Origin of the sequence: Pseudonocardia lacus (assembly GCF_018531445.1) — a bacterium.
Classification (GTDB): domain Bacteria; phylum Actinomycetota; class Actinomycetes; order Mycobacteriales; family Pseudonocardiaceae; genus Pseudonocardia; species Pseudonocardia lacus.
In genome coordinates this window covers 1-23,293 of the sequence record NZ_JAHDTH010000050.1, presented here as the reverse complement: position 1 = coordinate 23,293, position 23,293 = coordinate 1, and the positions used below count along the sequence as shown (strand labels likewise).

General features: G+C 72.7%; 27 protein-coding genes and 1 pseudogene. 7 read left to right on the top strand and 21 right to left on the bottom strand.

Going from position 1 to position 23,293, the window contains the following annotated elements; translation table 11 throughout:
* Positions 1–38 precede the first annotated feature (38 nt).
* From KIK08_RS13565 to KIK08_RS13530, 8 genes are all read right to left on the bottom strand, one after another.
* Complete coding sequence (locus tag KIK08_RS13565) at positions 39–566, bottom strand: hypothetical protein (protein ID WP_214403474.1); 528 nt, start codon at positions 564–566, stop codon at positions 39–41.
* Between the two features lie 59 nt (positions 567–625).
* Positions 626–1,864, bottom strand: a complete 1,239-nt coding sequence (locus KIK08_RS13560) for an NAD(P)-binding domain-containing protein (RefSeq protein ID WP_214403473.1) — start codon at positions 1,862–1,864, stop codon at positions 626–628.
* A gap of 26 nt (positions 1,865–1,890) precedes the next feature.
* The gene (locus KIK08_RS13555; protein WP_214403472.1) at positions 1,891–2,445 is read right to left on the bottom strand and encodes an OsmC family protein; all 555 of its coding nucleotides are present in this window, start codon (positions 2,443–2,445) and stop codon (positions 1,891–1,893) included.
* A gap of 630 nt (positions 2,446–3,075) precedes the next feature.
* The gene (locus KIK08_RS13550; RefSeq protein WP_214403471.1) at positions 3,076–3,237 is read right to left on the bottom strand and encodes a hypothetical protein; all 162 of its coding nucleotides are present in this window, start codon (positions 3,235–3,237) and stop codon (positions 3,076–3,078) included.
* 33 nt (positions 3,238–3,270) lie between these two features.
* On the bottom strand, positions 3,271–3,777 hold the full coding sequence (locus tag KIK08_RS13545) for a MarR family winged helix-turn-helix transcriptional regulator (protein WP_308257617.1): 507 nt from the start codon (positions 3,775–3,777) through the stop codon (positions 3,271–3,273).
* Positions 3,778–3,840: 63 nt separating this feature from the next.
* Positions 3,841–4,755: a TIGR03619 family F420-dependent LLM class oxidoreductase gene (locus KIK08_RS13540; protein WP_214403470.1), complete on the bottom strand. Its 915-nt coding sequence runs from the start codon at positions 4,753–4,755 to the stop codon at positions 3,841–3,843.
* 102 nt (positions 4,756–4,857) lie between these two features.
* Positions 4,858–5,280 carry a nitroreductase/quinone reductase family protein gene (locus tag KIK08_RS13535; protein ID WP_214403469.1) on the bottom strand — a complete coding sequence of 141 codons (423 nt, stop codon included), beginning with the start codon at positions 5,278–5,280 and terminating at the stop codon, positions 4,858–4,860.
* A 68-nt stretch (positions 5,281–5,348) separates the two neighbouring features.
* Complete coding sequence (locus KIK08_RS13530) at positions 5,349–6,302, bottom strand: SDR family oxidoreductase (RefSeq protein WP_250556939.1); 954 nt, start codon at positions 6,300–6,302, stop codon at positions 5,349–5,351.
* 24 nt (positions 6,303–6,326) lie between these two features.
* On the opposite strand from KIK08_RS13530, the gene KIK08_RS13525 reads away from it, so the two are divergent.
* From KIK08_RS13525 to KIK08_RS42245, 3 genes and pseudogenes are all read left to right on the top strand, one after another.
* On the top strand, positions 6,327–6,914 hold the full coding sequence (locus tag KIK08_RS13525) for a TetR/AcrR family transcriptional regulator (protein ID WP_214403468.1): 588 nt from the start codon (positions 6,327–6,329) through the stop codon (positions 6,912–6,914).
* Positions 6,915–7,492: 578 nt separating this feature from the next.
* A complete protein-coding gene (locus KIK08_RS13520) occupies positions 7,493–8,422 on the top strand; it encodes a Sco1979 family transcriptional regulator (protein ID WP_214403467.1) in 930 nt (309 codons plus the stop codon).
* A 111-nt stretch (positions 8,423–8,533) separates the two neighbouring features.
* Positions 8,534–8,644, top strand: a pseudogene (locus KIK08_RS42245) (SAM-dependent methyltransferase); the annotation flags it as partial.
* A 129-nt stretch (positions 8,645–8,773) separates the two neighbouring features.
* Here the strand turns inward: KIK08_RS42245 and KIK08_RS13510 are convergent.
* The 7 genes from KIK08_RS13510 to KIK08_RS13480 all read right to left on the bottom strand — a co-directional run bounded on the left by KIK08_RS13510 (position 8,774) and on the right by KIK08_RS13480 (position 15,707).
* Complete coding sequence (locus KIK08_RS13510; protein WP_214403466.1) at positions 8,774–9,793, bottom strand: helix-turn-helix domain-containing protein; 1,020 nt, start codon at positions 9,791–9,793, stop codon at positions 8,774–8,776.
* Between the two features lie 46 nt (positions 9,794–9,839).
* The gene (locus KIK08_RS13505; protein WP_214403465.1) at positions 9,840–10,292 is read right to left on the bottom strand and encodes a hypothetical protein; all 453 of its coding nucleotides are present in this window, start codon (positions 10,290–10,292) and stop codon (positions 9,840–9,842) included.
* 109 nt (positions 10,293–10,401) lie between these two features.
* Entirely contained in the window at positions 10,402–11,133 is a 732-nt protein-coding gene (locus tag KIK08_RS13500; RefSeq protein WP_214403464.1) for a sensor histidine kinase, read from the bottom strand.
* 737 nt (positions 11,134–11,870) lie between these two features.
* Positions 11,871–12,338: a group II truncated hemoglobin gene (locus KIK08_RS13495; RefSeq protein WP_214403463.1), complete on the bottom strand. Its 468-nt coding sequence runs from the start codon at positions 12,336–12,338 to the stop codon at positions 11,871–11,873.
* A gap of 56 nt (positions 12,339–12,394) precedes the next feature.
* Positions 12,395–14,785, bottom strand: a complete 2,391-nt coding sequence (locus tag KIK08_RS13490) for an ATP-binding cassette domain-containing protein (RefSeq protein ID WP_214403462.1) — start codon at positions 14,783–14,785, stop codon at positions 12,395–12,397.
* 56 nt (positions 14,786–14,841) lie between these two features.
* Positions 14,842–15,252 (bottom strand): VOC family protein, encoded by a 411-nt coding sequence (locus tag KIK08_RS13485; protein ID WP_214403461.1) that lies wholly within the window; start codon positions 15,250–15,252, stop codon positions 14,842–14,844.
* A 5-nt stretch (positions 15,253–15,257) separates the two neighbouring features.
* Positions 15,258–15,707 (bottom strand): helix-turn-helix transcriptional regulator, encoded by a 450-nt coding sequence (locus tag KIK08_RS13480; protein WP_408004672.1) that lies wholly within the window; start codon positions 15,705–15,707, stop codon positions 15,258–15,260.
* Positions 15,708–15,784: 77 nt separating this feature from the next.
* On the opposite strand from KIK08_RS13480, the gene KIK08_RS13475 reads away from it, so the two are divergent.
* Positions 15,785–16,540, top strand: a complete 756-nt coding sequence (locus KIK08_RS13475; protein ID WP_214403459.1) for a hypothetical protein — start codon at positions 15,785–15,787, stop codon at positions 16,538–16,540.
* A 102-nt stretch (positions 16,541–16,642) separates the two neighbouring features.
* Positions 16,643–17,311, top strand: coding sequence for a DUF4230 domain-containing protein (locus tag KIK08_RS13470; protein ID WP_214403458.1), 669 nt, complete (start codon positions 16,643–16,645; stop codon positions 17,309–17,311).
* 126 nt (positions 17,312–17,437) lie between these two features.
* On the opposite strand, the gene KIK08_RS13465 is transcribed toward KIK08_RS13470, so the two are convergent.
* Together KIK08_RS13465 and KIK08_RS13460 are read right to left on the bottom strand one after the other, a co-directional pair.
* Positions 17,438–17,704, bottom strand: coding sequence for a hypothetical protein (locus tag KIK08_RS13465; protein ID WP_214403457.1), 267 nt, complete (start codon positions 17,702–17,704; stop codon positions 17,438–17,440).
* Positions 17,701–17,907: a hypothetical protein gene (locus tag KIK08_RS13460; RefSeq protein WP_214403456.1), complete on the bottom strand. Its 207-nt coding sequence runs from the start codon at positions 17,905–17,907 to the stop codon at positions 17,701–17,703. Before KIK08_RS13460 ends, KIK08_RS13465 begins: the two co-directional genes overlap by 4 nt.
* A gap of 181 nt (positions 17,908–18,088) precedes the next feature.
* Here KIK08_RS13460 and KIK08_RS13455 point away from each other — a divergent pair, with 181 nt between their 5' ends.
* A complete protein-coding gene (locus tag KIK08_RS13455; RefSeq protein WP_308257616.1) occupies positions 18,089–18,298 on the top strand; it encodes a helix-turn-helix transcriptional regulator in 210 nt (69 codons plus the stop codon).
* 7 nt (positions 18,299–18,305) lie between these two features.
* Here the strand turns inward: KIK08_RS13455 and KIK08_RS13450 are convergent, their stop codons facing one another.
* Positions 18,306–19,079 (bottom strand): alpha/beta fold hydrolase, encoded by a 774-nt coding sequence (locus tag KIK08_RS13450; protein ID WP_214403455.1) that lies wholly within the window; start codon positions 19,077–19,079, stop codon positions 18,306–18,308.
* Between the two features lie 151 nt (positions 19,080–19,230).
* A complete protein-coding gene (locus tag KIK08_RS13445) occupies positions 19,231–20,205 on the bottom strand; it encodes a methyltransferase (RefSeq protein ID WP_214403454.1) in 975 nt (324 codons plus the stop codon).
* Positions 20,206–20,376: 171 nt separating this feature from the next.
* Between KIK08_RS13445 and KIK08_RS13440 the strand changes: the two genes are divergently transcribed.
* Entirely contained in the window at positions 20,377–20,991 is a 615-nt protein-coding gene (locus tag KIK08_RS13440) for an FHA domain-containing protein (protein WP_214403453.1), read from the top strand.
* Positions 20,992–21,093: 102 nt separating this feature from the next.
* Here the strand turns inward: KIK08_RS13440 and KIK08_RS13435 are convergent, their stop codons facing one another.
* Positions 21,094–21,999, bottom strand: a complete 906-nt coding sequence (locus KIK08_RS13435) for a DUF4097 family beta strand repeat-containing protein (RefSeq protein ID WP_214403452.1) — start codon at positions 21,997–21,999, stop codon at positions 21,094–21,096.
* 179 nt (positions 22,000–22,178) lie between these two features.
* Positions 22,179–23,293, bottom strand: a 1,115-nt coding sequence (locus tag KIK08_RS13430; protein ID WP_214403451.1) for an outer membrane protein assembly factor BamB family protein, incomplete at its 5' end; no start/stop codon positions are given.

Genomic DNA, 23,293 nt, shown 5'->3' with positions numbered 1-23,293 from the left:
GCTCCGGTCGACCCGCGGGTGCCGCTCGTCGTCGGCGGCTACGAGAAGTAGCCGTTGACCTGCTGGCTGTGCTGGACGTACCGGTATTCGCCGGCGCCGTCGAGGAAGCTCGCCCGCACCCAGATCTCGTCACCGGGGCCGCCGGTCCACGACGAGGTGTCCTCGTTGACCACGCTGGCGGGAACGGTCATCGTGACGTGGTAGCCGATGCCGTCCGGTGTCGCGTACAGGTACCAGTCGGCGCCGTTGCCCGGTTGCCGGGCTCCACTGCGGAAGTACGTGCTGCGCAGCTCGGTGAACCGGTCCTGGCCGATGACCTCGTAGCGGACGCCGCCGTTGCGGATGTTGTTCACGAAGCCGTGGGCGTCGTACGGGTCCGCCGCGAAGATGCCCGTCACCTTGACGTAGTAGTGGCCGGCGTGTGCCCGGGTGATCTCCAAGCTGGAGAAGAACGGGGGGGCCGCTGCCGCGGGTGCAGCAGGGAGGACGGCGGTCAGGCCGACCGTGGCGGCCACGAGCACGGCGGCCCTGCCGGCCCGTGTCCCGATCTTTCGCAGTACCTTCATCATCACGTCGCTCCGAATCGTGGATGTGTGTCGGTCGGTGGTCGTCGGTGGACTCGTCGTCAGCCCGCTCGGCGGGCGACCGTGTCCAGGTGCGCGGCCAGGTGATCGGTGAGCTCGCGGGCGTCCGCCGCGGCGCCGTCGATCAGCGTGGACTTGCGACGCCGCAGGAACGGCAGCCCGATCACGTACAGCCCGGGCTCGGTCGTGACCCCGCCGTCGTGCAGGACGCGGCCCTTCCGGTCGAACACGCCGAGGTCGACGAACGACAGGTCCGCGCGGTGTCCGGTGGCCCAGACGATCGTCTCGATGCCACCGGCTCCCAGGTGCGCCGACTGCTCGTGGCCCGCCACCGCGGTCGGCGCGAACCGCTGCGGCGGAGCCGCGTCGACGCCGGCGCGGTCCGCCCAGCCGTCGATGGTGTCGAGCAGCCGGCCGAGCTTGAGATCGGCGAGCGCGCACACGTTCGGCAACGACCCGGAGAACTGGGCCGTCCCCTCCCGGACGCCGACGAACCTGCCGGCGAGCCGCACGCCGCCCCGGCGAAGTGCGTTCAGGTCGAGCATCTGCGGTGCGCCGACGAGCTGCATCGAGGGCAGGTTGCGCGCCCGGACCAGGTCCGGCACCTCGTCATAGCGTTCGTCGAGCAGGCCCGACGCGTCCATCCACCAGAGGATGTCGCGGCCCCGGTAGGTCCGTGGCATCCGCACGTGTTCGCCGGCGGCCAGCGTCACCGGCCGCCCGGAGCGCCGAATCTCGTCGGCGATCTGGATGCCGCTCGCCGAGGCACCGACGACCAGTACCGCACCCGCCGGGAGCCGGTCGGGACTGCGATAGTCCGCGGCGGTCGTCGTGGTGATCGCGGCGGGCACCTGCTCGACCAGGCGGGCCGGCACCGTGGCGACGGTCGCCGCGCCCGTCGCGATCACGACGGTCCGCGCGTGCCAGCTGCCCCCGTCGGTGTCCACCAGGTAGCCGCGCGGACCGGACCGCACCGAGGTGACGGCGGTGCCGGTCAACACCGGTGCCGCCGAGTCCTCGGCGTAGTCCCCGATCAGCCGCGCCACCTCGGAGGCGGCGAGGAAGCCGTCCGGGTCGTCCCCGCGGTAGGCGAAGCCCGGCAGCCTGGTCATCCAGTTGGGGGTGAGCAGCCGCAGCGAGTCCCATCGCCGGGTGCGCCACGAGTCGGCGACCTCGCCGCGTTCCAGCACGACGTGGTCGATCGAACGCTCGGTGAGGCAGCGGCTCACGGCCAGCCCGCAGTGCCCCGCCCCGATCACCACCGTCGTCGCGTATCGCATGGCGAACCCCAGCAGCTCGGTGCGGGTCAGGACACGGTGACGGTGACCGCGGTCGGGTTGGTCAGGACGTCGTAGACGGCCGACCGCTTCTGCGACTGCGCGACCAGTGCCTCGATCTCCGCCCGGGTGGCGTCGGCGTCGATGGTGTAGTCGACGCGCACGCCGCTGAAGCCGTTGCGCACGTCGGGGTCGGCCCCGAGAATGCCGTGCAGGTCCATCTCCGCGGTGATCGCGGCCTGCACCGAGCGCAGCTGGATCTTCCGCTGCTGGGCGATCGCGGCGATGCCTGCGGTCAGGCAGCCGCCGAGCGCGACGAGGACGTACTCCACCGGCGTGATGCCGTTGTCCTGCGCCGCGAACTGCAACGGGTGGTCGATGTCGAAGCTGAACGTCGTCCGGTGGCGCTGCTCCTCGTTGAAGCCGAAGAACGTCTCCAGATCGGCTCGCGAGTGCGTGCCGTCGAGCCAGGTCACGGTCGAGCGCCACTGGAACTGGGCGATCTCCGGAGCGCCGGCCAACGCCTGCCGCGCACCGAGCAGCGCCTCGACGTTGACGCCGTTGTCGACGATGGATGTGGTCATGATGTGCTCCTCGGAGAGGGTTCTGTGAACGTGCAGAACGGTAGGAGCGCAAGCGGTCCTGGCGCGGCGGCGAAGTTGCCTATCCGGGCACGGACGGCTACCTATCTCGGCCGCAGAGCGGGGAACGACGACATCGGTCAGCGACCCTCCGCCCGGTTGCGTCGGCGATCTCGTGGTGGAGGCCCTTGCGCAAGCACCGAGCTGACGCGGAACCGCGTCAGGCGGATCCTTCCGGCCATGATCAGCTTGCCGCGGTCGTGGTCCGTCGCAGAACCTGTCCGAATCTCCCCGGGGGCACGCGCAGGTTCGAATCCCGCCGTCTGCGGGTGTGTTCCGCCGATCAGCGGCACGGCTGTCGGTTGCGTTCACCGGACGAAACGCCCGCCAACCCGCTCCGGGCAGATCGCCCCCGGGCAGTGCTCCGCGCGGAATCCCGACGTTGTACGGGCCGGTCGACCACTCCACCGGATCCGGTCGGGGGTCGGTGGTCGCGCGCTGCTCCCGCCCGGCATGCCCGGCCACGCACGGCCCGATGCCGGGGCACCGCTCGGCGTGCAGGGGGCCGATTGCCGCCGGGCGCGAGGCGGAACACCGGCGGCGGCGACCGACGCGCGGCGCGCAAAGGGCTGCTCACGCCGCCTCCATCCGCGCCGTCCCGGTCAGCGCCTCCGCTGCGTGGCTCCGCGCCAGCGGGGCGATGCCGACCGGGATGGCGCCGGCGATCTGGTGCTTGACGTCCTCGGCGGTTCCACGGAACCGGTAGGAGCCGGGGAGCCTTGGGTGCGGACGCACTCCCGGTTGGTCAGCATCCAGGGGTGCGGCCGATCACGGCCGTCGCATGGCTTGTCTCAGCAACGTCCCCGCACGCCCGCCGTCCACCTGGTCGGCGATCTGCCGGCCGATGTCGCGCAGCCCGGTCACCTGATCGGGGCTGAGCGCGTCGAACACGTACCGCCGGACCGTCTCGATGTGGCCCGGCGCCGCGCGCTCGACCACGGCCATGCCCGCGTCGGTCAGCGTCGCCTCGATGAAGCGGCCGTTCTCGGCGGAGGGCGCCCGCGTGATCCAGCCGCGTTCCTCGAGGCGTTTGGCGACGTTGGACAGCCGCGAGCCGGAGCCGTTCACGTGCTCGGCCAGCTCACTCATCCGCAGGCGGCGGCCGGGCGCCATGGACAGCGCGGCGAGCACCAGGTACTCGAAGAACGAGATGCCGCTGTCGCGCTGCAGTTGGGCGTCGATCGCGCTCGGCAGTCTGACCATCAGCCAGGACAGCGAGAGCCAGGCGTCGCGCTCGTCCGGCGACAGCCAACGCGGTTCGTCCCGGCCTTCCACGCCGGCGATGCTACTTACCCCGCCCCGGGGGATGGCTCCACGACACCACCGTCACAGCGCGCCCTACGCCGCAGGTACCAGGGTGCGGAGCTCCTCGAGCACCTCGATCTGCGTATCCAGGTCATCCGACGGCGGGGACGCGAACAGAATCCCGTCGATCCCCTGTTCCCGCAGCTGCTCGATGTCCTCGGCGAGTTGCCCCGGGGAGCCGGCGAGGAACGGCCGGTCCCCGCTGATCGGCTTGGGCTGCATCGAGTGGTTGGTTTGCGCCGTCACGGTGAGCGTGGACGCATCCCGCCCCAGCTCCTCGGCGGTCGCCCGGAAGCGGGTCGCCTGGGCGAGCACCCCGTCCAAGGTCCACGCCAGCGGGGTGATGCCGTCCGCGATCCGGGCCGCCCGGTCGATGCCGCCGTCGGAGTTCGCGCCGACGACGATCGGGATGTCGCCCCGGACCGGCTTGGGGTTGATCTCGGAGGCTTCGATGGCGTAGAAGCGGCCCGCGTACTCGACCGGGTCAGGTCCCCAGCAGGCCCGTATCGCCGCGATGACGTCGTCGAAGCCGGCGCCGCGGCGCTTCATGGGCACGGCGGCGGCCGCGAACTCCGGCGGCATCCAGCCCTGGCCGAACCCGGCGATGACCCGGCCGTCGCTGAACTGGTCGAGCGTGGCGTACCTGCGTGCCAGCACGACCGGTGGGTGGAACAGCGGGTTGACGATGTTGGTGCCGAGGGCGATGCGGCTGGTGAGCGCGGCCACGTGGCTCAGGGTCTGCAAGGGCTCGTAGGTGACGCGGTAGATGTCGGGAATGCGCTCCAGCTCGCCGTCGGGACCGGGGAGCATCGGTGCCATCGGACGCAGCAGACGTTCGTACGTCCACAACGAGTCGTAGTCGAGCCGTTCGGCGGCCCGTGCGATGGTCGTGATGTTCGCCGGCGAAGCGTGAACGCCGGATACGGGCAGCATGATGCCGAGCTTCACCAGATACTCCTGCGACCGGGGATGCGGACAGCCGATACTAGACACGCTTCAAGGTTGAAGTCAATCTTGAAGCTCACTCGTCGGTCGGCGCATCCATCCAGGTCAGGAAGCGTGAGCGGGAACGACGACGGCCGTGTGACCACCCCGCATGGCCATGATCCCGTCGACGTCCCCGAACTTGGTGTAGCCGCGCATCGCGATCAGCAGCCGTTCGCGCTCGTCGCCGGTGGCCTCGTGGGCGCGGACGGGACGCCGGCCGCCCACGAGGTCCACCGCCGCGAGCGGCCCGGCCTGGAGATTCAGCCACCAGGCGGGATCGGGCGACATCGCGCCGTTCGACGCGAGGACGACGATGTCGTCGCCGTCCTCGATGTAGTTGAGGACGACCGCGCGCGGCTCGCCCGACCTCCGGCCGATCGTGTGCAGTTGCAACATCCCGGTCTTGCGGCCGTCCGGCTCGGACAGGGTCGCCCGGTTCCCCGAGATCCGGAGCACCGCCCGGTGGACCTTCCAGAGGATCCGCATCAACCATCGCGGCGGCACTCTCGTCACCATGTACCAGGTCCCCGATTCCTCATCGGACGTCGCTTCGGTCAGCCGGTGGGTGTCGCGGCCGCGCGGCCACGGATCTCGGCCGGGTAGTGCTTGCGCAGGTCGGAGGTCGTCATCCGGTCGAGGATCCGGTCGGGGAGGAAGCGGGAAGCCCGGATGAGGAAGGTGGCCGTCGCGCCGATGGTGTAACGGGTGCGGGGCCTGCGGACGGTCACCGCCTTGGCGATCCTCTTCGCGGCGACCTCGGAGGTCACGCCGGCCCTGGTGAACGCCGCCACGTGGGCGGGAATCGCGTGCATCAAGGCGCCGTAGCGCGCGTTCTGCTCGGGCGTCATCCCGTCGTCGAGGCGGCTGAGGGAGGCCAGGCCGGCGCGGGACATCTCGGTTCGCACGCCGCCGGGTTCGACCACCACCACCCGCACTCCATGGGGGGCCAGCTCGTTGCGCAGCGCGTCGCTCATCGCCTCCATGGCGAACTTGCTGGCGGCGTACGGCCCGTAGCCGGCCATGGAGATCCTGCCGTTGAGGGAACTGATGTTGACGACGCGTCCCTCGCCGCGCACCAGCGCGGGGAGCAGGGCCTGGGTGACGGCGACGTGGCCGAAGAGATTCACCTCGAACACGCGCCGCCATTCGCTGAGCGGCATCACTTCGACCGGGCCTGCGCCCGGGACGCCGGCGTTGTTGACCAGCGCCCGCAGCGGCCCCGGACCCCGCTCGACGCGTGCGGCGAGCGCGGCGACGTGATCGGGGTCGGTGATGTCGAGGATGACCGGCTCGACGCCCTCGGCCCGCAGGGACTTCCGGTCGCTGTCGCGCCGTACGCCGGCGAGGACGTGGAAGCCGCGCCGAGCCAGTTCCAGCGCGGTGGCGGCGCCGATGCCGGTCGACGCCCCGGTCACGACGACGAGGTCCCGAGTTTCAGTTGACACTGTCATCATTCGAGTGTGCCGCACTGAGATGACGGCGTCAACTGTTTCGAGTGACTTAGTCATCAGGAGCAGGCTAGAGTCGTCCGGGTGATCAGCCGCGCCGAATCAGCCGCTGCCACCCGCCGCGCCCTGCTCGACGCGGCCGCCGAGCTGCTCGATTCCGGTGGCCTCGACGCCGTGACACTGCGCGCGGTCGGGGCGCGCGCTGGAGTGACCCGCGGAGCGCCCTACCGGCACTTCCTCGACAAGGAGAGCCTGCTGACCGCCATCGGCACCCGGGCGTGGGACACGCTCGGAGACCGCATGCAGGCCCTTCGCGCACAACCGGGCCTGTCAGCCGCCGAGAAGGTGCGCGGCGGTCTCATCGCACTCATCGACGTCGGCCGCTTCCAGCCACACCTCTACAAGCTCATGTTCAGCAACCCGCCCGGCGACCCCACCGCTATGGCCCGTGCCGCCGAGCGAAGCCAGACCGAGTTCCTGGCCGTCGTCGCCGACCTGGTCGGCGAGCAGGACGCCCGCCGATACGCTGCCCTGCTCATCAGCAGCGCGAACGGGATCGCCGGCCTGGAGGCCAGCGGTCAGCTCATCGACCCGAAGTGGGGAGGCGTCTCCGCCGAAGACCTCACCAACACCCTCGTCGACATGGTCGCCGACAAGAGCCGGCACACCTGACAGGCTCATCCGAACGATCGAGGGCACGTTCATCGCAGCCGCCGTGGACCGACCTGAGGTCCGCATGGTCACCGATCCAGGGGTCGGCACGGTCAGTTGAAGCTCCCCGGGGGTCGCACATCCGCCGACCAGCGGCTCCACCGCTCGCATCGTGCGCCGCGGTCCCGCCGTCAACGCTCTGGAACACCCCTCACTCCGGCCCGGAGAACCTCGTCGTGGCCTCGACCACCGCGGCGACCCGCGCCGGTTCGCCGCCCACCGGTGGTGGCGCGGTGTCGGGGCGCTGTTCCCGAAATCGGCGGAGCGTGGCGGACCGGCGTACCGAACATTCGATCTGCTCATTCGCGGCACCCGACCCGTGAATGATCATTCGTTTCGTCGGTCGCAGCAGCGCAATCCGATCGGTCGAGCCGACACCCGCACCGGGTCGGCATTCTCCGCGAACACGAGTGCTGTACGGTGCGGTTGCGGCGTTCACCTGCCTCGATCGTCCAGACCGGCACTGTTCCCGCACGCGCGATCCCGGATGCAGTACGACCAGCAAATGATGCCGAGCCTGCGGGGAGCCTTGGCCGGACATGGACACCGCAGCTGAGAACTGCCCGCCGGGCGGCGGCGCCCGGGCGCTCGGAGCCTCCGTCATCGGCTTCGGCGACCACACCGGCGCCAGCCCGATGGTGCTCCGCCTCGGGCTCGGGATGGAGCTGCGGCGGCGCCGGGAGGCCGCCGGCATCACCGTGGCGGACGCGGCCGAGGTCATCCGGGCGTCCGGGGCCAAGATCAGCCGCATGGAGCTGGGCAGGGTCAGCTTCAAGCAGCGCGACATCGCCGACCTCCTCACGCTCTACCGCGTCGACGACCCGGCCGAGCGGGAGACCTTCCTCGACCTCGCCCGCAGCGCCAACGCGCCGGGGTGGTGGCAGCTCTACAGCGACCTGCTGCCCACCTGGTTCGAGACCTACCTGGGCCTCGAACAGGCCGCCGCCGTCATCCGCGCCTACTCGCTGGTCCACGTGCCCGGCCTGCTGCAGACCCGCGAGTACGCCCAGGCCGTCATCGGGATGGCACCGGCGCAGCGGTCCTCCGACATCCAGCGCCGCGTCGAGCTGCGGATGCGCCGGCAGCGGATCCTCACCCGACCCGACGCGCCCACGCTGTGGGCCCTGATCGACGAGAGCGCCCTGCGGCGTCCGGTCGGCGGGCGCGCCGTGGCGCGCGCGCAGCTCGCCCACCTCCTCGAGATGAACGAGCTGGCCACCGTGACGCTGCAGATCATCCCGTGGTCGTACGCCCGCCACCCGCAGGCCGGGACACCGTTCACCATCCTGCGCTTCCCGCAGTTCGGCGTGCCCGACATCGTCTACCAGGAACACCTCAGCGGCGCCGTGTACATCAACGACATGACGCACGTGAACATCTACCGATTGGCGCTGGACAGGATGGTCACCAACCTGGATCATCCCGAGCGAACCGCTCTCACGCTGCGCCGCATCCACGACGAGATGTAGGCGATTCCACCGGCGCACTCCTCCCCGCACTGCAACGATGGGCTATTCGCGTGGCCTCGAACCACGTCGAAGCGCCGTCCGCACCGGGTGGCACCGGAACCATTCCTCGCCATGGAGACCGACGACGCGAGCGACCGGTATCGACGAGACCGTTCCCCTTCGGCCCGGATCCGGAGCTTCTGGCTCGGCGGTAACGACAACTACCCGGTCGACCGCGAGGCCGGGGAGGCCTGGCTCGCGATCGACCCCGGGATGGGGGTGGCGGTCCGGACGTCCCGAAGTTCGTGCAGCGCGGGGTGCGCTGACGGCGGCGGAGGCCGGGCTCCGCCAGTCCCTCGACATCGGCACCGGCTACCCACCGCCGACAACACCCGCGACCGGGGCGCGCAGCGCCGCCGCGATCCACGCCCCCAGGTGGCCGAGGTCGCCGGGGCCGAAGGGGTCGTGGGGCTCCGCCGCGGTTCCGTTGACCGTTCCCACCAGGGCCAGGTAGCGGCCGTGCGTGGCGTCGTACCAGGGGTCGTCGAGCGCGTCCGCGTAGGTCTCGTCGACCACCTGGAAGCCGGCGGCGATCCGCTCCCGCAGCTCCGCGGTGATCGGCACCCCGACGGCCTCGCCCGCCTCGCGCGCGAACCGGGCCACCAGCTCCTGGGCGTGCGCGGAATCCGGGGGCAGGCCGCAGCGGTGCGCCGCGACGATCTCCTCCATGGTCCTCGACCCGGTCGTGTGGATGAAGTCCTGCACCGGCCCGGCGGTCATCTGCGGGCCGGGTGGGGTGGTGAAGGTGTCGCGGAAGTAGCCGCGGACGTCGGCCCGGAAGGCGGGGTCGCCGACCAGGTCGGCCAGTTCGATCCAGGCCTCCAGCTGGGCCGCGGTCGGGTCGTCGGGCAGCCGGGGTCGCATGCTCGCGAGCCGCTCGACGAAGTCGGCGGGCAGGTCGGCGCCGACCTCGGTCCAGAAGTCGTCGACGAGGCGCTCGCGCTCCTCGTCGGACATGTTGACGAGCTTGTGCATGAGGGCGGCGCGGGCGGCGGTGCCGTCCTGCTTGTTCAGGGCCCTGAGCACCGCCCGCCGGGCTCGCAGGTCACGTTCCTGGCGCTCGACGAGGCGCAGGTGCTCGGCGAGGAGGTCGCGCAGGGGCGTTTCGCCGTCGAGGTGGCGGCGGATGTCGTCCAGGCCGGTGCCCAGGTCGCGCAGGGTGCGGATGAGCTCCAGCAGGGCGATCGCGCGGAGGTCGTACTGGCGGTGGCCTGCGGTGTTCAGGCCGGCGGGGCGGACGATGCCCTCGTCGGAGTAGAAGCGGATCGCGCTGACCGACAGTCCGGTGCGGCGGGCCACGTCGCCGATGGGGTAGAGGCCGTCTCGGTGCATGCCGCCAGTGTTCGACCTCGAGCCGGTTGAGCCGCAAGGCTCTTTCTCAGTCCTCCCCGCGCGCGTACCGGGTGGCCACGAGGATGGCGTCGAGGTCGACGTCGGAGTCCGGATCGGCGCTCCTGGCTTCCTCGAACTCGGCCATGATGTCGTCGATCGTCGGCCGGTGGGACAGCGCGACGAGCTCGCGGTGGACGTACTCGCTGACCGGGACCTCGGAGGCCGCCGCGCGCAGGCACAGCGTGGTCCACACCTCGGTCGGCAGGTCGTAGGTCCCGGCCAGGACGGTCGCGTCGGCGTCGATCTCGGGCTCGGAGCGGCGCGACGGGTTCTCCCGGGCGAACTCGACGACGTTGTCGATCGGGACCCGCTCCCCCGCCAGGGTGATCAGTTCGTGGCGGACGTGCTCGGTGACCGAGGCGGCGCCCGTGCGGCGGGCGCGGCGCCGCAGGAACCCGGCGGTGTCCGGGGGGAGATCCTCGACGAGGGCAGAGACCATCGGGTCACCTTAGGGGCCGGGCCCAGCCGCGGGTCGTCGCCCGGATGCGGTGGCGCCCACCCGCCAAATTGGGCAATCGGGTGAACTCACCGGCCGAGGTCGGGGTTGCTCACCGCGTCCCGCGGAGGGGGATCCGCACCCGCAGGACGGTCCGCCCGGGGCGCGAGTCGATGTCGATCCGGCCGCCGTGCCGGTCGACCACGATCCGCCGGGCGGTGTCCAGGCCGAGGCCGGTGCCCTCGCCGACGTCCTTGGTGGTGAAGAACGCCTCGAACGCGCGGGCGGCGACCTCCGGCGCCATCCCCGGCCCGGTGTCGGAAATCTCGACGACGACGTCGTCGCCCTCGGTGCCCGTGGCGACCCGCAGCGTGCCGGTGCCGTCCATCGCGTCGAGGGCGTTGTCGACGATGCTGGTCCAGACCTGGTTGAGCTCGCCGGCGTGCGCCTCGACGCGGGGGACGTCGGCCCCGTAGGCCCGCACGACCTCGACGCCCGGTCCGATCTTGTGCCCGAGCATCACCAGGGTGCTGTCGATGCCCTCCACGACGTCGACGTACTGCAGGGAGGCGCGGTCCATCTGCGAGTAGGACTTCACGGCGGCGACGAGCTCGGACACCCGTCGGGTCGAGTCCTCCACCTCGGCGAGCAGCGCCGCCACCGAGACGGCGCCGGCGGCCCACTCCAACCCGGCGCCGAGTGCCGGTCCCGGCAGGACCGCGGCCACCCGCTCGCACCAGGCGGTGTCGACACCGGCGGCGGCCAGCGCGGGGGCGATCGTCCAGTCGTGGTCGACGTCGTGGTCGGCCAGCCAGTCCGCCAGCGCGTCCTCGCGGTCCGACATGGCCAGCGCTCCGACGGGGCCCCGCGAGCGGCTCGATCCCGCGGCGCAGGGCCTCCAGCTCGGCGATCTGCGCGCCCGTCACGCCGTGCTCGACCAGCCGGACGACCGTCGGGACGAGCGCGCCGGTCGCGTCCCGCAGCGCGGCCGACGCCCGCGCCGCCGCGGCCGCCGGGTTGTTGATCTCGTGGGCGAGTCCGGCGGCGAGCGTGCCCAGGGTCAGCAGGGAGGCGCGCTGGCGCGCGGTCGACTCGATGGCGCGCGCGGTGCCGAACACGCCCTCGACGAGGTGGGCGCCGAAGGGGAACCACTCGGCGGTCCGCTCGCGCAGCGCGGCGGCCGGGACCCGCAGCAGCCACCCGTCGACCGCTCCCCTGCCGGTCGCGAGGTAGACGCCGCCCTCGTCCCAGGCCCGGAACCCGCCCGCCCAGCGGCCCGGCACGTCCATCCTCCCGACGACGGCGCTCTCCCGGCCGACGCGGCGGACGAGGTCCACGGCGCCCTCGACGAGCACCCACCAGGAGTCCGCGGGCTCGCCCTCGCCGAACAGCTCGACGCCGGGGGTGATGCGCACCGCGTCGCCGGCGGCGGCGAGGTCGCCGAGCTGGGCGTCGGTCAGGCCGTCGAAGAGGGCGAGGGGACGGAGGGCACCGACGGGGGGCTCGCAGGAGCCGGCTCGTTCCACATGATCTACGTCGTCGCGCCGCGGCGGGCCGTTGCTCCGGGCCGCCGTGGACCTGTCAGGGCTGGTAGGGCGGCGCGACGCCCCAGCCCCACCGGGGCACGGGCGCCCGCTCGGCGACGTCGGTCGCGGCGCCGGAGTTGTGCACGGCCAGCCGGGTGCCCCACTCGGCGTAGCCCATGATCGCGGCGCGGAACTCGGGGTCGTCGGGGAGCTCGGCGAGGTCGGCGGCGCGCGAGAGCAGCGTGACGAAGCGCAGCCGCTGGTCCGCGGTGATGCCGAGGCCGCGGTGCTTGGACAGCATGTGGGCGTAGCCGCCGAGCTCCTCCGTGTACCCGGCCGGCCCGCCCATCACCTCGCACCACCAGGTCACGACGTCGCGGCGGTGCTGGTCGGTGACCAGGCCGCCGAACACCGGGGCGAGCAGGTCGTCGTCCTCGACGAGGTCGTAGAACCGGTTGAGCCAGCGTTCGAAGCCCTCCCGGCCCCCGGCCCATTCGTAGATCGTCGGTGTCCCGTCAGCCATCCCCGCACCCCCGAAGAACCGGTTTCTTGCAGTGTAATCACTGCAAGTCGGGTCGGTCAGCCGGCCACGTACTGCGCCAGGTGCTCACCGGTGAGGGTCGAGCGCGCCGCCACGAGGTCGGCCGGCGTGCCCTCGAACACGACCAGGCCGCCGTCGTGCCCCGCGCCCGGCCCGAGGTCGATGATCCAGTCGGCGTGCGCCATGACCGCCTGGTGGTGCTCGATGACGATCACCGACTTGCCGGAGTCGACCAGGCGGTCGAGCAGGCCGAGCAGGTTCTCCACGTCGGCCAGGTGCAGGCCGGTCGTCGGCTCGTCGAGGACGTAGACGCCGCCGCTCTCGCCCATCCGGGTGGCCAGCTTGATGCGCTGCCGCTCGCCGCCGGACAGCGTGGTCAGCGGCTGGCCCAGGGTCAGGTAGCCCAGGCCGACGTCGACCAGCCGGTCGAGGATCTTGTGCGCGGCCGGCAGCTTCGCCTCGCCCGCGCGGAAGAACTCCTCGGCCTCGGCCACCGGCATCGCCAGGACCTCGCTGATGTCGCGGCCGCCGAACTTGTAGTCCAGCACGGACGCGTCGAACCGCCTGCCCTCGCACAGCTCGCAGGTCGTGGCGACGCCGGCCATCATGCCGAGGTCGGTGTAGATGACGCCGGCGCCGTTGCAGTTGGGGCAGGCGCCCTCGGAGTTGGCGCTGAACAGCGCCGGCTTGACCCCGTTGGCCTTGGCGAACGCCTTGCGGATCGGTTCGAGCAGCCCGGTGTAGGTGGCCGGGTTGCTGCGCCGCGAGCCGCGGATGGCGCCCTGGTCGACCGACACCACGCCCTCGCGGCCGGCCACCGAGCCGTGGATCAGCGAGCTCTTCCCCGACCCGGCCACGCCGGTGACGACCACCAGCACGCCGAGGGGGATGTCGACGTCGACGCCGCGCAGGTTGTGGGTGCTGGCGCCGCGCACCTCCAGCGCGCCGGAGGGCTTGCGCACCGAGGGCTTGAGCGTGGCTCGGTCGTCGAGGTGGCGGCCGGTGAGCGTGCCGCTGGCGCGCAGGCCCTCGACCGTGCCCTCGAAGACGATCTCGCCGCCGGCGGTGCCGGCGCCTGGCCCCAGGTCGACGACGTGGTCGGCGATCGCGATCGCCTCCGGCTTGTGCTCGACGACCAGCACCGTGTTGCCCTTGTCGCGCAGCTGCAGCAGCAGCTCGTTCATCCGCGCGATGTCGTGCGGGTGCAGGCCGATCGTGGGCTCGTCGAAGACGTAGGTGACGTCGGTGAGCGCCGAGCCGAGGTGGCGGATCATCTTGGTGCGCTGCGCCTCGCCGCCCGACAGCGTGCCCGAGGGCCGCTCCAGCGACAGGTAGCCCAGCCCGATCTCGACGAACGAGTCGAGCACGTGCTGCAGGGTCTTCAACAGCGGGGCCACCGAGGGCTCGTCGAGGTCGCGCACCCAGGCGGCCAGGTCGTTGATCTGCATGCGGCAGGCGTCGCCGATGTTGATCCCGCGGATCTTCGACGAGCGGGCGGCCTCGCTGAGCCGGGTGCCGTCGCACTCGGGGCAGGTGCTGAACGTGGCCGCCCGCTCGATGAACGCGCGGACGTGCGGCTGCACCGAGTCGATGTCCTTGGACAGGTACGACTTCTGCACCTGCGGGACCAGCCCGAGGTAGGTGAGGTTGACGCCCTCGACCTTGATCTTGGTCGCGTCGCGGTAGAGCAGGTCGTCGAGCTCCTGCTTGGTGTAGTCGCGGATCGGCTTGTCCGGGTCGAACCAGCCGCAGCCGCGGTAGATGCGCCCGTACCAGCCGTCCATGCTGTAGCCGGGGATGGTGATGGCGCCCTCGTTGAGCGACTTGGACTCGTCGTAGAGCGCGGCCAGGTTGATGTCGTTGACCTGGCCGCGGCCCTCGCAGCGCGGGCACATGCCGCCGGTGATGCTGAACTCGCGGCGCTCCTTGACCTTCTTGCCGTTCTGCTCGAAGGTCACCGCGCCCGCCCCGCTGATCGAGGCGACGTTGAACGAGAACGCCTGCGACGAGCCGATGTGCGGCTGGCCGAGCCGGCTGAACAGGATCCGCAGCATCGCGTTGGCGTCGGTGGCGGTGCCGACCGTCGAGCGGGGGTCGGCGCCCATCCGCTCCTGGTCGACGATGATCGCGGTGGTGAGGCCGTCGAGGACGTCGACGTCCGGGCGGGCCAGCGTCGGCATGAAGCCCTGCACGAAGCTGCTGTAGGTCTCGTTGATCATCCGCTGGGACTCGGCGGCGATCGTGGCGAACACCAGCGAGCTCTTGCCGGAGCCGGAGACCCCGGTGAACACGGTCAACCTGCGCTTGGGCAGCTCGACGCTGACGTCCTTGAGGTTGTTCTCGCGGGCGCCGTGCACGCGGATCAGGTCGTGGGTGTCGGCGACGTGCAGTTCGTGCGACGGCGTGCCCGTCCGCGTGGCCGTGCTCATCGGGGTCTCCATGGGTTCCAGGGGTTGCGGTGTCCGGCGGGTTCGCGCAGGACGGATCAGCGCACCTCGAAGATGCGGATCATGTTGCCGGACGGGTCGCGGAAGGCGCAGTCGCGGATGCCCCACGGCTGCTCGGTCGGCTCCTGCACGACCTCGGCGTCGCCGGCCTGCAGGCGCTCGAACGTGTCGTCGAGGTCCTTGGAGGCGAAGATGATGCCGGCGTAGGTGCCCTTGGCCATCATCTCGGTGACGACGCGGCGCTCCTCCTCGGTGACGCCGGGGTCGGCGGCCGGCGGGGTCAGCACGATCGACGTGCCGGGCTGCCCGGGCGGGCCGACGGTGATCCAGTGCAGCCCGCCGTACTCGACGTCGTTGCGCACCTCGAAGCCGAGGGTGTCGCGGTAGAAGGCCAGCGCGGCCTCGGGGTCGTCGTGCGGGAGGAAGGTCTGGTGGATGGTGAGGTCCATGGCGGTCACGCTAGGTGCGGCGCGGGAGCCGGTGCTTCTCGATTCCTGACCGGTCTGGTCACCTGCTTCGCCACGCACGGGGACATCCCCGCCGCCTCGCCCGCCGCCTCCCGCCGGTAGACGCTGGGCGGCACCCCGACCAGCTCGGTGAAGCGGGTGCTGAACGTCCCCAGCGACGAGCACCCGACCGTGAAGCACACCTCGGTGACGCTGAGGTCGCCGCGGCGCAGCAGCGCCATCGCGCGCTCGATGCGCCGCGTCATCAGGTAGGAGTACGGCGACTCGCCGTAGGCGGCGCGGAACTGGCGGCTCAGGTGCCCGGCCGACATGTTCACCCCGCGCGCGAGCGCCTCGACGTCGAGCGGCTGGGCGTACTCCCGGTCGATCCGGTCGCGGACGCGGCGCAGCAGGGCCAGGTCGCGCAGGCGGTGCGCCGCGTCGGATCTGCCCGTCACGCGCCACATGGTGCCACGGCGAGCAAGGCCGATCGGCGGACACCGCCCGTCCGGGCCGGCCGCGTACCCTCCGGTCGATGGCGAAGCGGAAGCGACGCGACCGGCCCGCCGGACGACGCGAGCGGCGCAGGCCGTCGGCGCGGCGGACCCGGCGCGAGCCCGATCTGATCGACATGGCCGCCGCCGCGCTCGACGGCGGCCCGATCGCCCTGCTGGGCCTGGCGAGCAGCCTGCTGGCGGCGGTCGACCCCCGCTCGGACGACCCGCCCGACCCCGACGCGACCCGCGCCCAGCTGGTCGAGGCGCTGTCCGCCGACCCGCTGGAGGAGGCCACGGCGCTGCTCGCCGCGGTCGCCGCCCTCTCCGGCGACGACGTGCTGGGCAGGCGGGTCGCGCGGCTGGCCGTCGACCACGGCCACGCCCTGCCGGCCTGGCTGGACGGCATCGCCGCCACCGTGCCCTCGGCGCACGCCGTCGAGCTCGTCGACCCGTTCGGCGACATGTCCGAGTTCGTCGTCGGGGCCACGCTGCCCGACGGGCAGCCGCTGTCGGCGGTGGTCTCGGTCGACCACAACGCGGGCTCGGTGGCCGTCGACGGGTTCCTGGTGCCCGAGTCGGTCGATGTCGTCGTCGACGCCGGTCTCGGCTCCGCCGACGAGGGCGATCTCCTCGCCCGACCACTCGCGCCCGCCGACGCGCGGGCGCGGATCAGCGAGGCGATCAGCCACGGGCTGCTCGTCGTGCCGGCGCCGGAGACCGAGTCCTGGCCCTCCGCCCGCCCGAGCGTCGAGTGGCTCGTCGGCCTGCTCCCCGGGGGCGGCCGGGGCGCTTAGAACCCGCCACTGCCGGGAACTCCCCCGCACCGAGCGCCGGTGCGTCCCCGAGCGGACCGACCGCCGGTGTGGCAGCACCGACGAGTCGAGAGGGAGACCCGCATGTCGCAGCAGACCCTCGACCCCGACACCGGACGGCGCCCCCGCAAGGCCCCGATCAAGGCGATCGTCGCGATCGTGGTGGTCGGGATCGTGGCGCTCGTCGGCGTGCAGCTCGCCTCGTCGCTGCCCTCCTTCGAGCAGCGGACCATCGACCGCAGCACCGAGCCGCTGATGGTCGCGCTGGCCGACATCTCCGAGTACCACGCGGCCACCGGCACGTTCCAGGTGCTGGTCGACCTGGAGAAGGACACGCCCTGGGTGCCCGACGTGATCAGCGGCGAGCGCACCACGCTGTTCGCCACCGGCCACGCCGACGCCCTCGTCGACTTCTCCGGGCTCGGCCCCGAGCGCATCACGGTCTCCCCCGACGGCGACTCGGTGACGATCACGCTGCCGCCGCCGACGGTGGCCCCGGCCACGCTCGACCCGGTGAACAGCCGGATCGTCGACCGCGACCGGGGCATCGCCGAGCGCATCGGCGGCGCGCTGGCCGACAACCCCGTGCAGGACGAGGAGCTCTACCGGCTGGCCACCGGGAAGCTGGACGAGGCGGCGCAGCAGAGCGAGTTGCGCGTGCGCGCGGAGGAGAACACCCGCCAGATGCTCACCGCGCTGACCAGCTCGCTGGGCTTCGGCCGGGTCACCGTGACGTTCGCCGACGCCCGGTGACCCGTTCGGTCGCGGGCCGGGGGCGGCGCTCGTCTTCGCAGGGGTGGTGTGGTCCTCGCAGGTGCTGTGGGCCATGCGAAGAACGTGGGGGCCCTGCGACGACGTCCGGCAGGTGCGCGCGGTCGTCTAGTCGATCCAGCCGGGGGCGGCGGGGAACAGCGCGATCCCCCGGTCGCCCGCACGGCGCTGCTGCGCCGCGGCCTGGTGGTACAGCGCCCGCTCGGCCAGGTCCCGCACCTCGCACGGCCACGGCACGGCGGTCTCGTACGCCTCGGTGCAGCGCGGGCACAACCCGTCCTCGGGCACGTGCTCCTCGACAAGGAACGCGGGTAACCGGCCGCACGCGGCCAACGCCCGCGCCTTGCGACCGACCAGGTCGACGACGTCGGTCACGGCACCCTCCGGACGGTTCCGGGTTCGGCGTCCGCCATCTGCGCGTTGCGGGTACCGGGGGCGCAGCGCTGGCGCAGCGACCGCGCGTGCGAGGACCGCACGTGCCGCCAGAACCCACCTTGCGCCCGTTCGATCGCGGTGGAGCAGTGCTTGCAGCGGGCCTCCTCGACGATCACGACGTCGGCCGCCGTCACCTCTGCCATGTGATCTAGCGCCTCCCCTGCAGATCAGGACCAAGCGGCGTAGCCATGCCTGCACTGAGCGCAACACCACCCTGGTAAGTGCCAAGTCTGCCACAGCCGACACAGCTGTCATACATTGCCGAACCTGCCGATGCCGCGAGCAGCGCTACATCTGCCAGGGCGGCCGCCTACGGTCGATCACGTGCCACCCCGCAAACGCCTGCTGACCTCGCAAGAGCTGGCGGACGCCATCGGCCTGAGCGTGCGGACGATTCAGCGTTATCGGTCGGAAGGACTGATCACGCCAGCCCTGGTGTCACTCGGCGGGCACGCCCGGTGGGACGAGGACGAGGTCCGGGCGCAGATGCGCAAGATCCTTGAAGACCGGCGCAAGGAAGAGGAAGAGCGCTGACCAGCGCTCAGGCCAGGAACTCCCGCACCAGCCGCCCCGCCCTCTCCCGGCACTCCTCGAAGTAGGCGTGCCGGGCGCCGGGCAGCAGTTCCAGGCGCGCGTCGGGGATGCGCTCGACGAGCAGGTGGGCGTTGGCGACCGGGTTGAACACGTCCCGGTCGCCGTGCAGGACGAGGGTCGGCGCGGTGATGTCGACCAGCGCGTCCCACGCGTCGTGCCCGGCGCTGGCGCGCAGGTGGTGGCGGCGGGCGTGCGGGGGCATGCCCGGGTCGCCGAGGGTCCAGTACGGGCCGGGGTGCTCGGCGAGCCACCCCGGCGTGTACATCAGCTCCAGCAGGGCCCGCCGGTTGGCCTCCGCGTCGGGCGTGGCCAGCGAGCGGCGGACCTCGGCGCTGCGCTCGACGCCGTGCCCCCCGCCGGGGGTGGTGCAGCCCAGCACCAGCCCGCGGACCCGCCGCGGGTGCCGGGCGGCGACCCACTGGGCGACCCGCCCGCCCATCGACGTGCCGTAGACGTCCGCCCGCTCGATCCCCAGCGCGTCCAGCACCGCCACGGCGTCCTCGGCGAACCCGGTCGTGCTGTACGGGGCGTCGGGCTTGTCGCTGTCGCCGGTGCCGCGCCAGTCGAGCGTGACCACCGTCCGGTAGGCCTCGAAGTCGGCGCGCACGCCCGTCCACCAGCGGTGCGACCCGGCCTGCCCGGCCAGCAGGAGCAGCGCCGGGCCGGCCCCGCCGACCTGGTACGCGATCCGGCAGCCGTCCGGGGCGAGGGCAACGGGCACGGCGCCGATCCTGGCCTACTGTCGGGCCGTGGGCACGGCACGGGTGGACCCGCCCCGAGGAGCTGCCGCCCGACGGCACCGTCCCGGTCGACCGCGGCGGCTTCGCGACCTACCACGGGCCGGGCCGGCTGAGCGGGTCGTGCCGCACCGGTCACGGCTCGGGGCAGGCCTCGATCACGTGCACCCCGGCCCCCGTCGCCACCACCCGCACCAGCCGCAGCCCGGCGGCGGCCAGCAGCTCGGCGTACTCCCGCCGCGTGCGCTCCCGCCCGTGCAGCAGGGCCAGCATGTGCAGGTCCATCCGCACCGCGGCCGGGTCCTGGGCGGCGCGCTCGGGCAGCAGGGCCTCGACGAGCAGCAGGGTCGCGGTGTCGGGCATGGCGCGGCGGCAGGTGCGCAGGATGGCGGTGGCCTCGGCGTCGTCCCAGTCGTGGATGACGCGGGAGAGCAGGTAGGCGTCGGCGCCGGGGGGCACCTGGGCGAAGAAGTCGCCGCCGACGTGCGGCAGCTCGGCCCCCGCGACGACCTCCGGGCGGTCGAACAGCGTCCCGGTCAGCCCCGGGTTCGCCGCCAGCACCGCGGCCAGCAGCAGGCCGGGCCCGCCGCCGACGTCGACCAGGGTGGCGAACCGGGAGAAGTCGTAGGCGGCGACGACCCCCGCGGCCTCCCGCCGCGACCGCGCCACCATCGACGCCTGGAACGCCGCGCCCTGCTCGGGGTGCGCGGCCAGGTGGGCGAAGAAGGGCCGGCCGTGGGCCAGCTCGAACGGGGTGCCTCCGGTGCGGGTGGCGGGCAGCAGCCCGGCCAGCGCCGTGTAGTACAGCCCGCCGCGGGCGCGCACCGCGCCGCGCATGGACGACGGGTGGTCCGCGTCGAGCAGTTCGCCGACCGCGGTGAGGGCGAACCGGCCGTCGGCCAGCTCCTCGAGCACGCCCTCGGCGGCCAGGCCGCGCAGCACCCGGCGCAGCACGGCCGGGTCGGCGCCGACCTCGGCGGCCAGCTCGTCGGCGCGGCGCGGCGGACCGGCCAGCGACTCGGGCAGGCGCAGCTCGACCGCGACGTAGAGCAGCTGGGTGGCGAGGTAGCCGTCGGCCAGCCGGGACAGGGCGTCGGCGGGGGTGGTCATGGAGGTGGTCATGGGGGTTGGAGGGCCGGCGCCGCCACCTCGATACCGTGGACGCCCCCGGTTGCAGGGAAGAACCCGTAGCCACCCGCCCGTATCATGATCGGGTCTCGGCACCTCGTCCTGTCGAGCCGGGCCTGGGGTCGGCTACGGTTTCGGAGGAAGGTGGGTGGGATGAACGCGTTCCTCGAGGTGTGGCGCTCCGGCGGGGCTGAGCTCGTGCAGCTGGGATCCGAACGCGTCACCGTGGGCCGGTCGGACGGCAACACCATCGTGCTGTCCGACGACAGCCAGGTGTCCCGCGTGCACGCGGTGATCGAGCAGCTCGCCGGGTCGTGGAGCGTGCGCGACGTCAACTCGCGCAACGGCACGTTCCTCAACGGCAGCCGGGTCTCCGGCGAGGCCCGGCTCAGCGCGGGCGACGAGTTGCGCATCGGTCGCACCCGCATCGTGCTGCGCGCCGAACGCACCGCCGACGACCCCGGCATGACCGAGGCCCAGGCGGCCCCGCCGACGCTCACCCCGCGCGAGCGCGACGTGCTGATCGCCCTGTTCACGCCGCTCACCGGCTCGGAGATGTTCTCCGAGCCCGCCTCGACGCGGCAGATCGCGCAGGCGCTGTGGGTCAGCGAGGCCGCGGTCAAGCAGCACCTGCTACGGCTCTACGACAAGTTCGGCGTCACCGGCGAGGGCGAGCGCCGCCGCACCCGGCTGGCCAACGAGGCGCTGCGCCGGGGCGCGATCACGCTGGCCGAGGTCCGCGCCGCGGCCGCCGCCAAGGCCGACTGAGCGGCCGGCGCCCGAGGGCGTCCCCGCACCCGGACACGCGAAAGCCGACAGGGCCCGGCCGCCCCCGTGGCCGGGCCCTGTCGGTTCCCCCCTCGCAGCCCGTCAGCCGGTGCCGACGGTGAGGTCCCCGCTCGTGGTGCGCACCTGGATCGACGAGCTGGCGCCGGGGTCGTCGCGGACGTCGACGTCGGTGTCGCCGCTGACCGTCGACGTCCGGACGCTGTAGGGCCCGGCGTCGGGCACGACGACCCGCACGTTCCCGCTGACCGACTGCGCCTGCAGCGACACCGGGCGCTCGCTGAGCCGCACCTCGACGTCACCGCTGGCGGTGTCGGCGGCCGTGGTCGGCGAGCGGTGCTCGGCGAGCAGGATCGAACCGCTGGCGCTGCGCGCGGTCAGCGGGCCGGCCAGGCCGATGGTGGCCAGGTCGCCGCTGGCGCCGTGGATCGCGACCGACGTGTCGCGCGGGACGGTGATCTCGTAGTCGATGCGGCACGGCCCGCGCGGCGAGTCCACCGGGCACTCCGACTCGATGCGCAGCACGTCGCCCTCGTGGCGGACGGTCTCGACCGGGGCGTCGGGCTCGCGGTGGATGCGGCGGGTGACCGACACGGCCGGGTCGTCCGACCCGATGACGCTCACCCGGCCCGCGTCCGTCGCCACCTCCAGCACCGCGACCGGCCCGGTGACCTGCTCCGTCGTCACCTCGGTCGGCTCCGGTCCCCCCGGCCCGGAACCGACCACGACGACTCCCCCTCCGGAGTCCCCGCCGTCCTCGGCGTCCTCGACGTCGACCGGGTCCTCGGCGTCCGACCCCTCGGCGGACGTCGAGAGCCCGGACGCCGAGCCGCTGTCCGGGAACGTGACCCCGGCCGGCTCGACCTGCCGGGGCGCGGGCGCCTGCCCGCAGGCGGACAGCGCCAGCGCGGTCGCGGCCAGCGCGATCAGCGGTAGCAGGCGCAACGGTGTGGAACGGGATCCCGGGGACCGGGACGCGGACTCGGACATCGACATCACCCCTCGACAACGAGTGTCGGGCGGGTGGGGCGACTGCGGCAGTTGCCCGGCGGGCGGAATGGCGGGACGAGCGGGTAAGGGTCCTCTTACCGTCCGGCAACCCACCCGTCGAGAACGAAGTTGTGGTGATTTTGGACCGGTCCAGCGCACCACAACTTCGTTCTCGACGGTCAGGCCGGGGGACCTTCCCCGGTGAACGCGTCCACCGCGAACACCGCGTTGCTCAGGCTCCCCACGTACACCAGCCCGTCGGCGACGGCGGGCGTCGAGTCGTCGAGGGGGCCGGGGGTCTCGTACCGCCACTTCGGCGCCCCGCTGCGCAGGTCGACCGCGTGCAGCGAGCGGTCGGCGCTGCCCACGTAGACGGTGTCGTCGCCGATCGCCGGTGACGAGCGGATGCCGCCGCCGGTGGCGTACGCCCAGCGCTGGCGGCCGGTGTCGGCCTCCAGGGCGTAGAGATTGGCGTCGTCGCTGCCGACGTAGACGACACCGCCCTCGACCACCGGGCCGGACACCACCCCGCCCTTGGCCCAGAACTCCCATTCCAGGGTGCCGGAGGCGGCGTCGAGGCAGCGGACGCGGTAGTCGTCGGCGCCGATGTAGACCTTGTCCTCGACGACCGTCGGGGACGAGTCGACGCTGCTGGTCGTCGGGTAGCGCCAGCGCTCGACGCCGGTCGCGGCGTCGACGGCGTAGATGTTGAAGTCGCGGCAGCCGACGTAGACCGCTCCCCCGGCGACGGCGGGCGAGGAGTTGAACCAGTCGCCGGCGGGGAACATCCAGCGGGGTTCGCCGGTGGCGGCGTCGAAGGCGCGCAGGGTGCTGTCACGGCTGCCGACGTAGACGACACCACCGGCCACCCCGGGCGACGAGTGCACGACCCCGCCCACCGAGGACGACCAGCGGCCCTTGCCGGTGGCGGCGTCGACGGCGTGCAACTGCTCGTCGTTGCTGCCGACGTAGACGACGCCGCCGGCGATGGCGGGCGAGGACGTGATCGGCCCGCGGGTCGGGTAGCGCCAGACCTCGGTGCCGCCGGCGGCGTCGAGGGCGTACAGGACGCTGTCGTTGCTGCCGATGTAGACGACGCCGTCGACGACGAGCGGCGACGAGTAGACCTTGTCGCCGGTGGCGAACGTCCACGGGCCGGCGGAGCCGATCAGGCCGGCGAGCTGGAGCCCGCCCCACACGGCGCCGCCGGTGACGGCCACGCCCGCGATGGCGGCGCCGCCGATCAGCAGCCGCCGCCGGGTGATCCCCCGCGCGGCGGGCGGCTCGGTGCCGA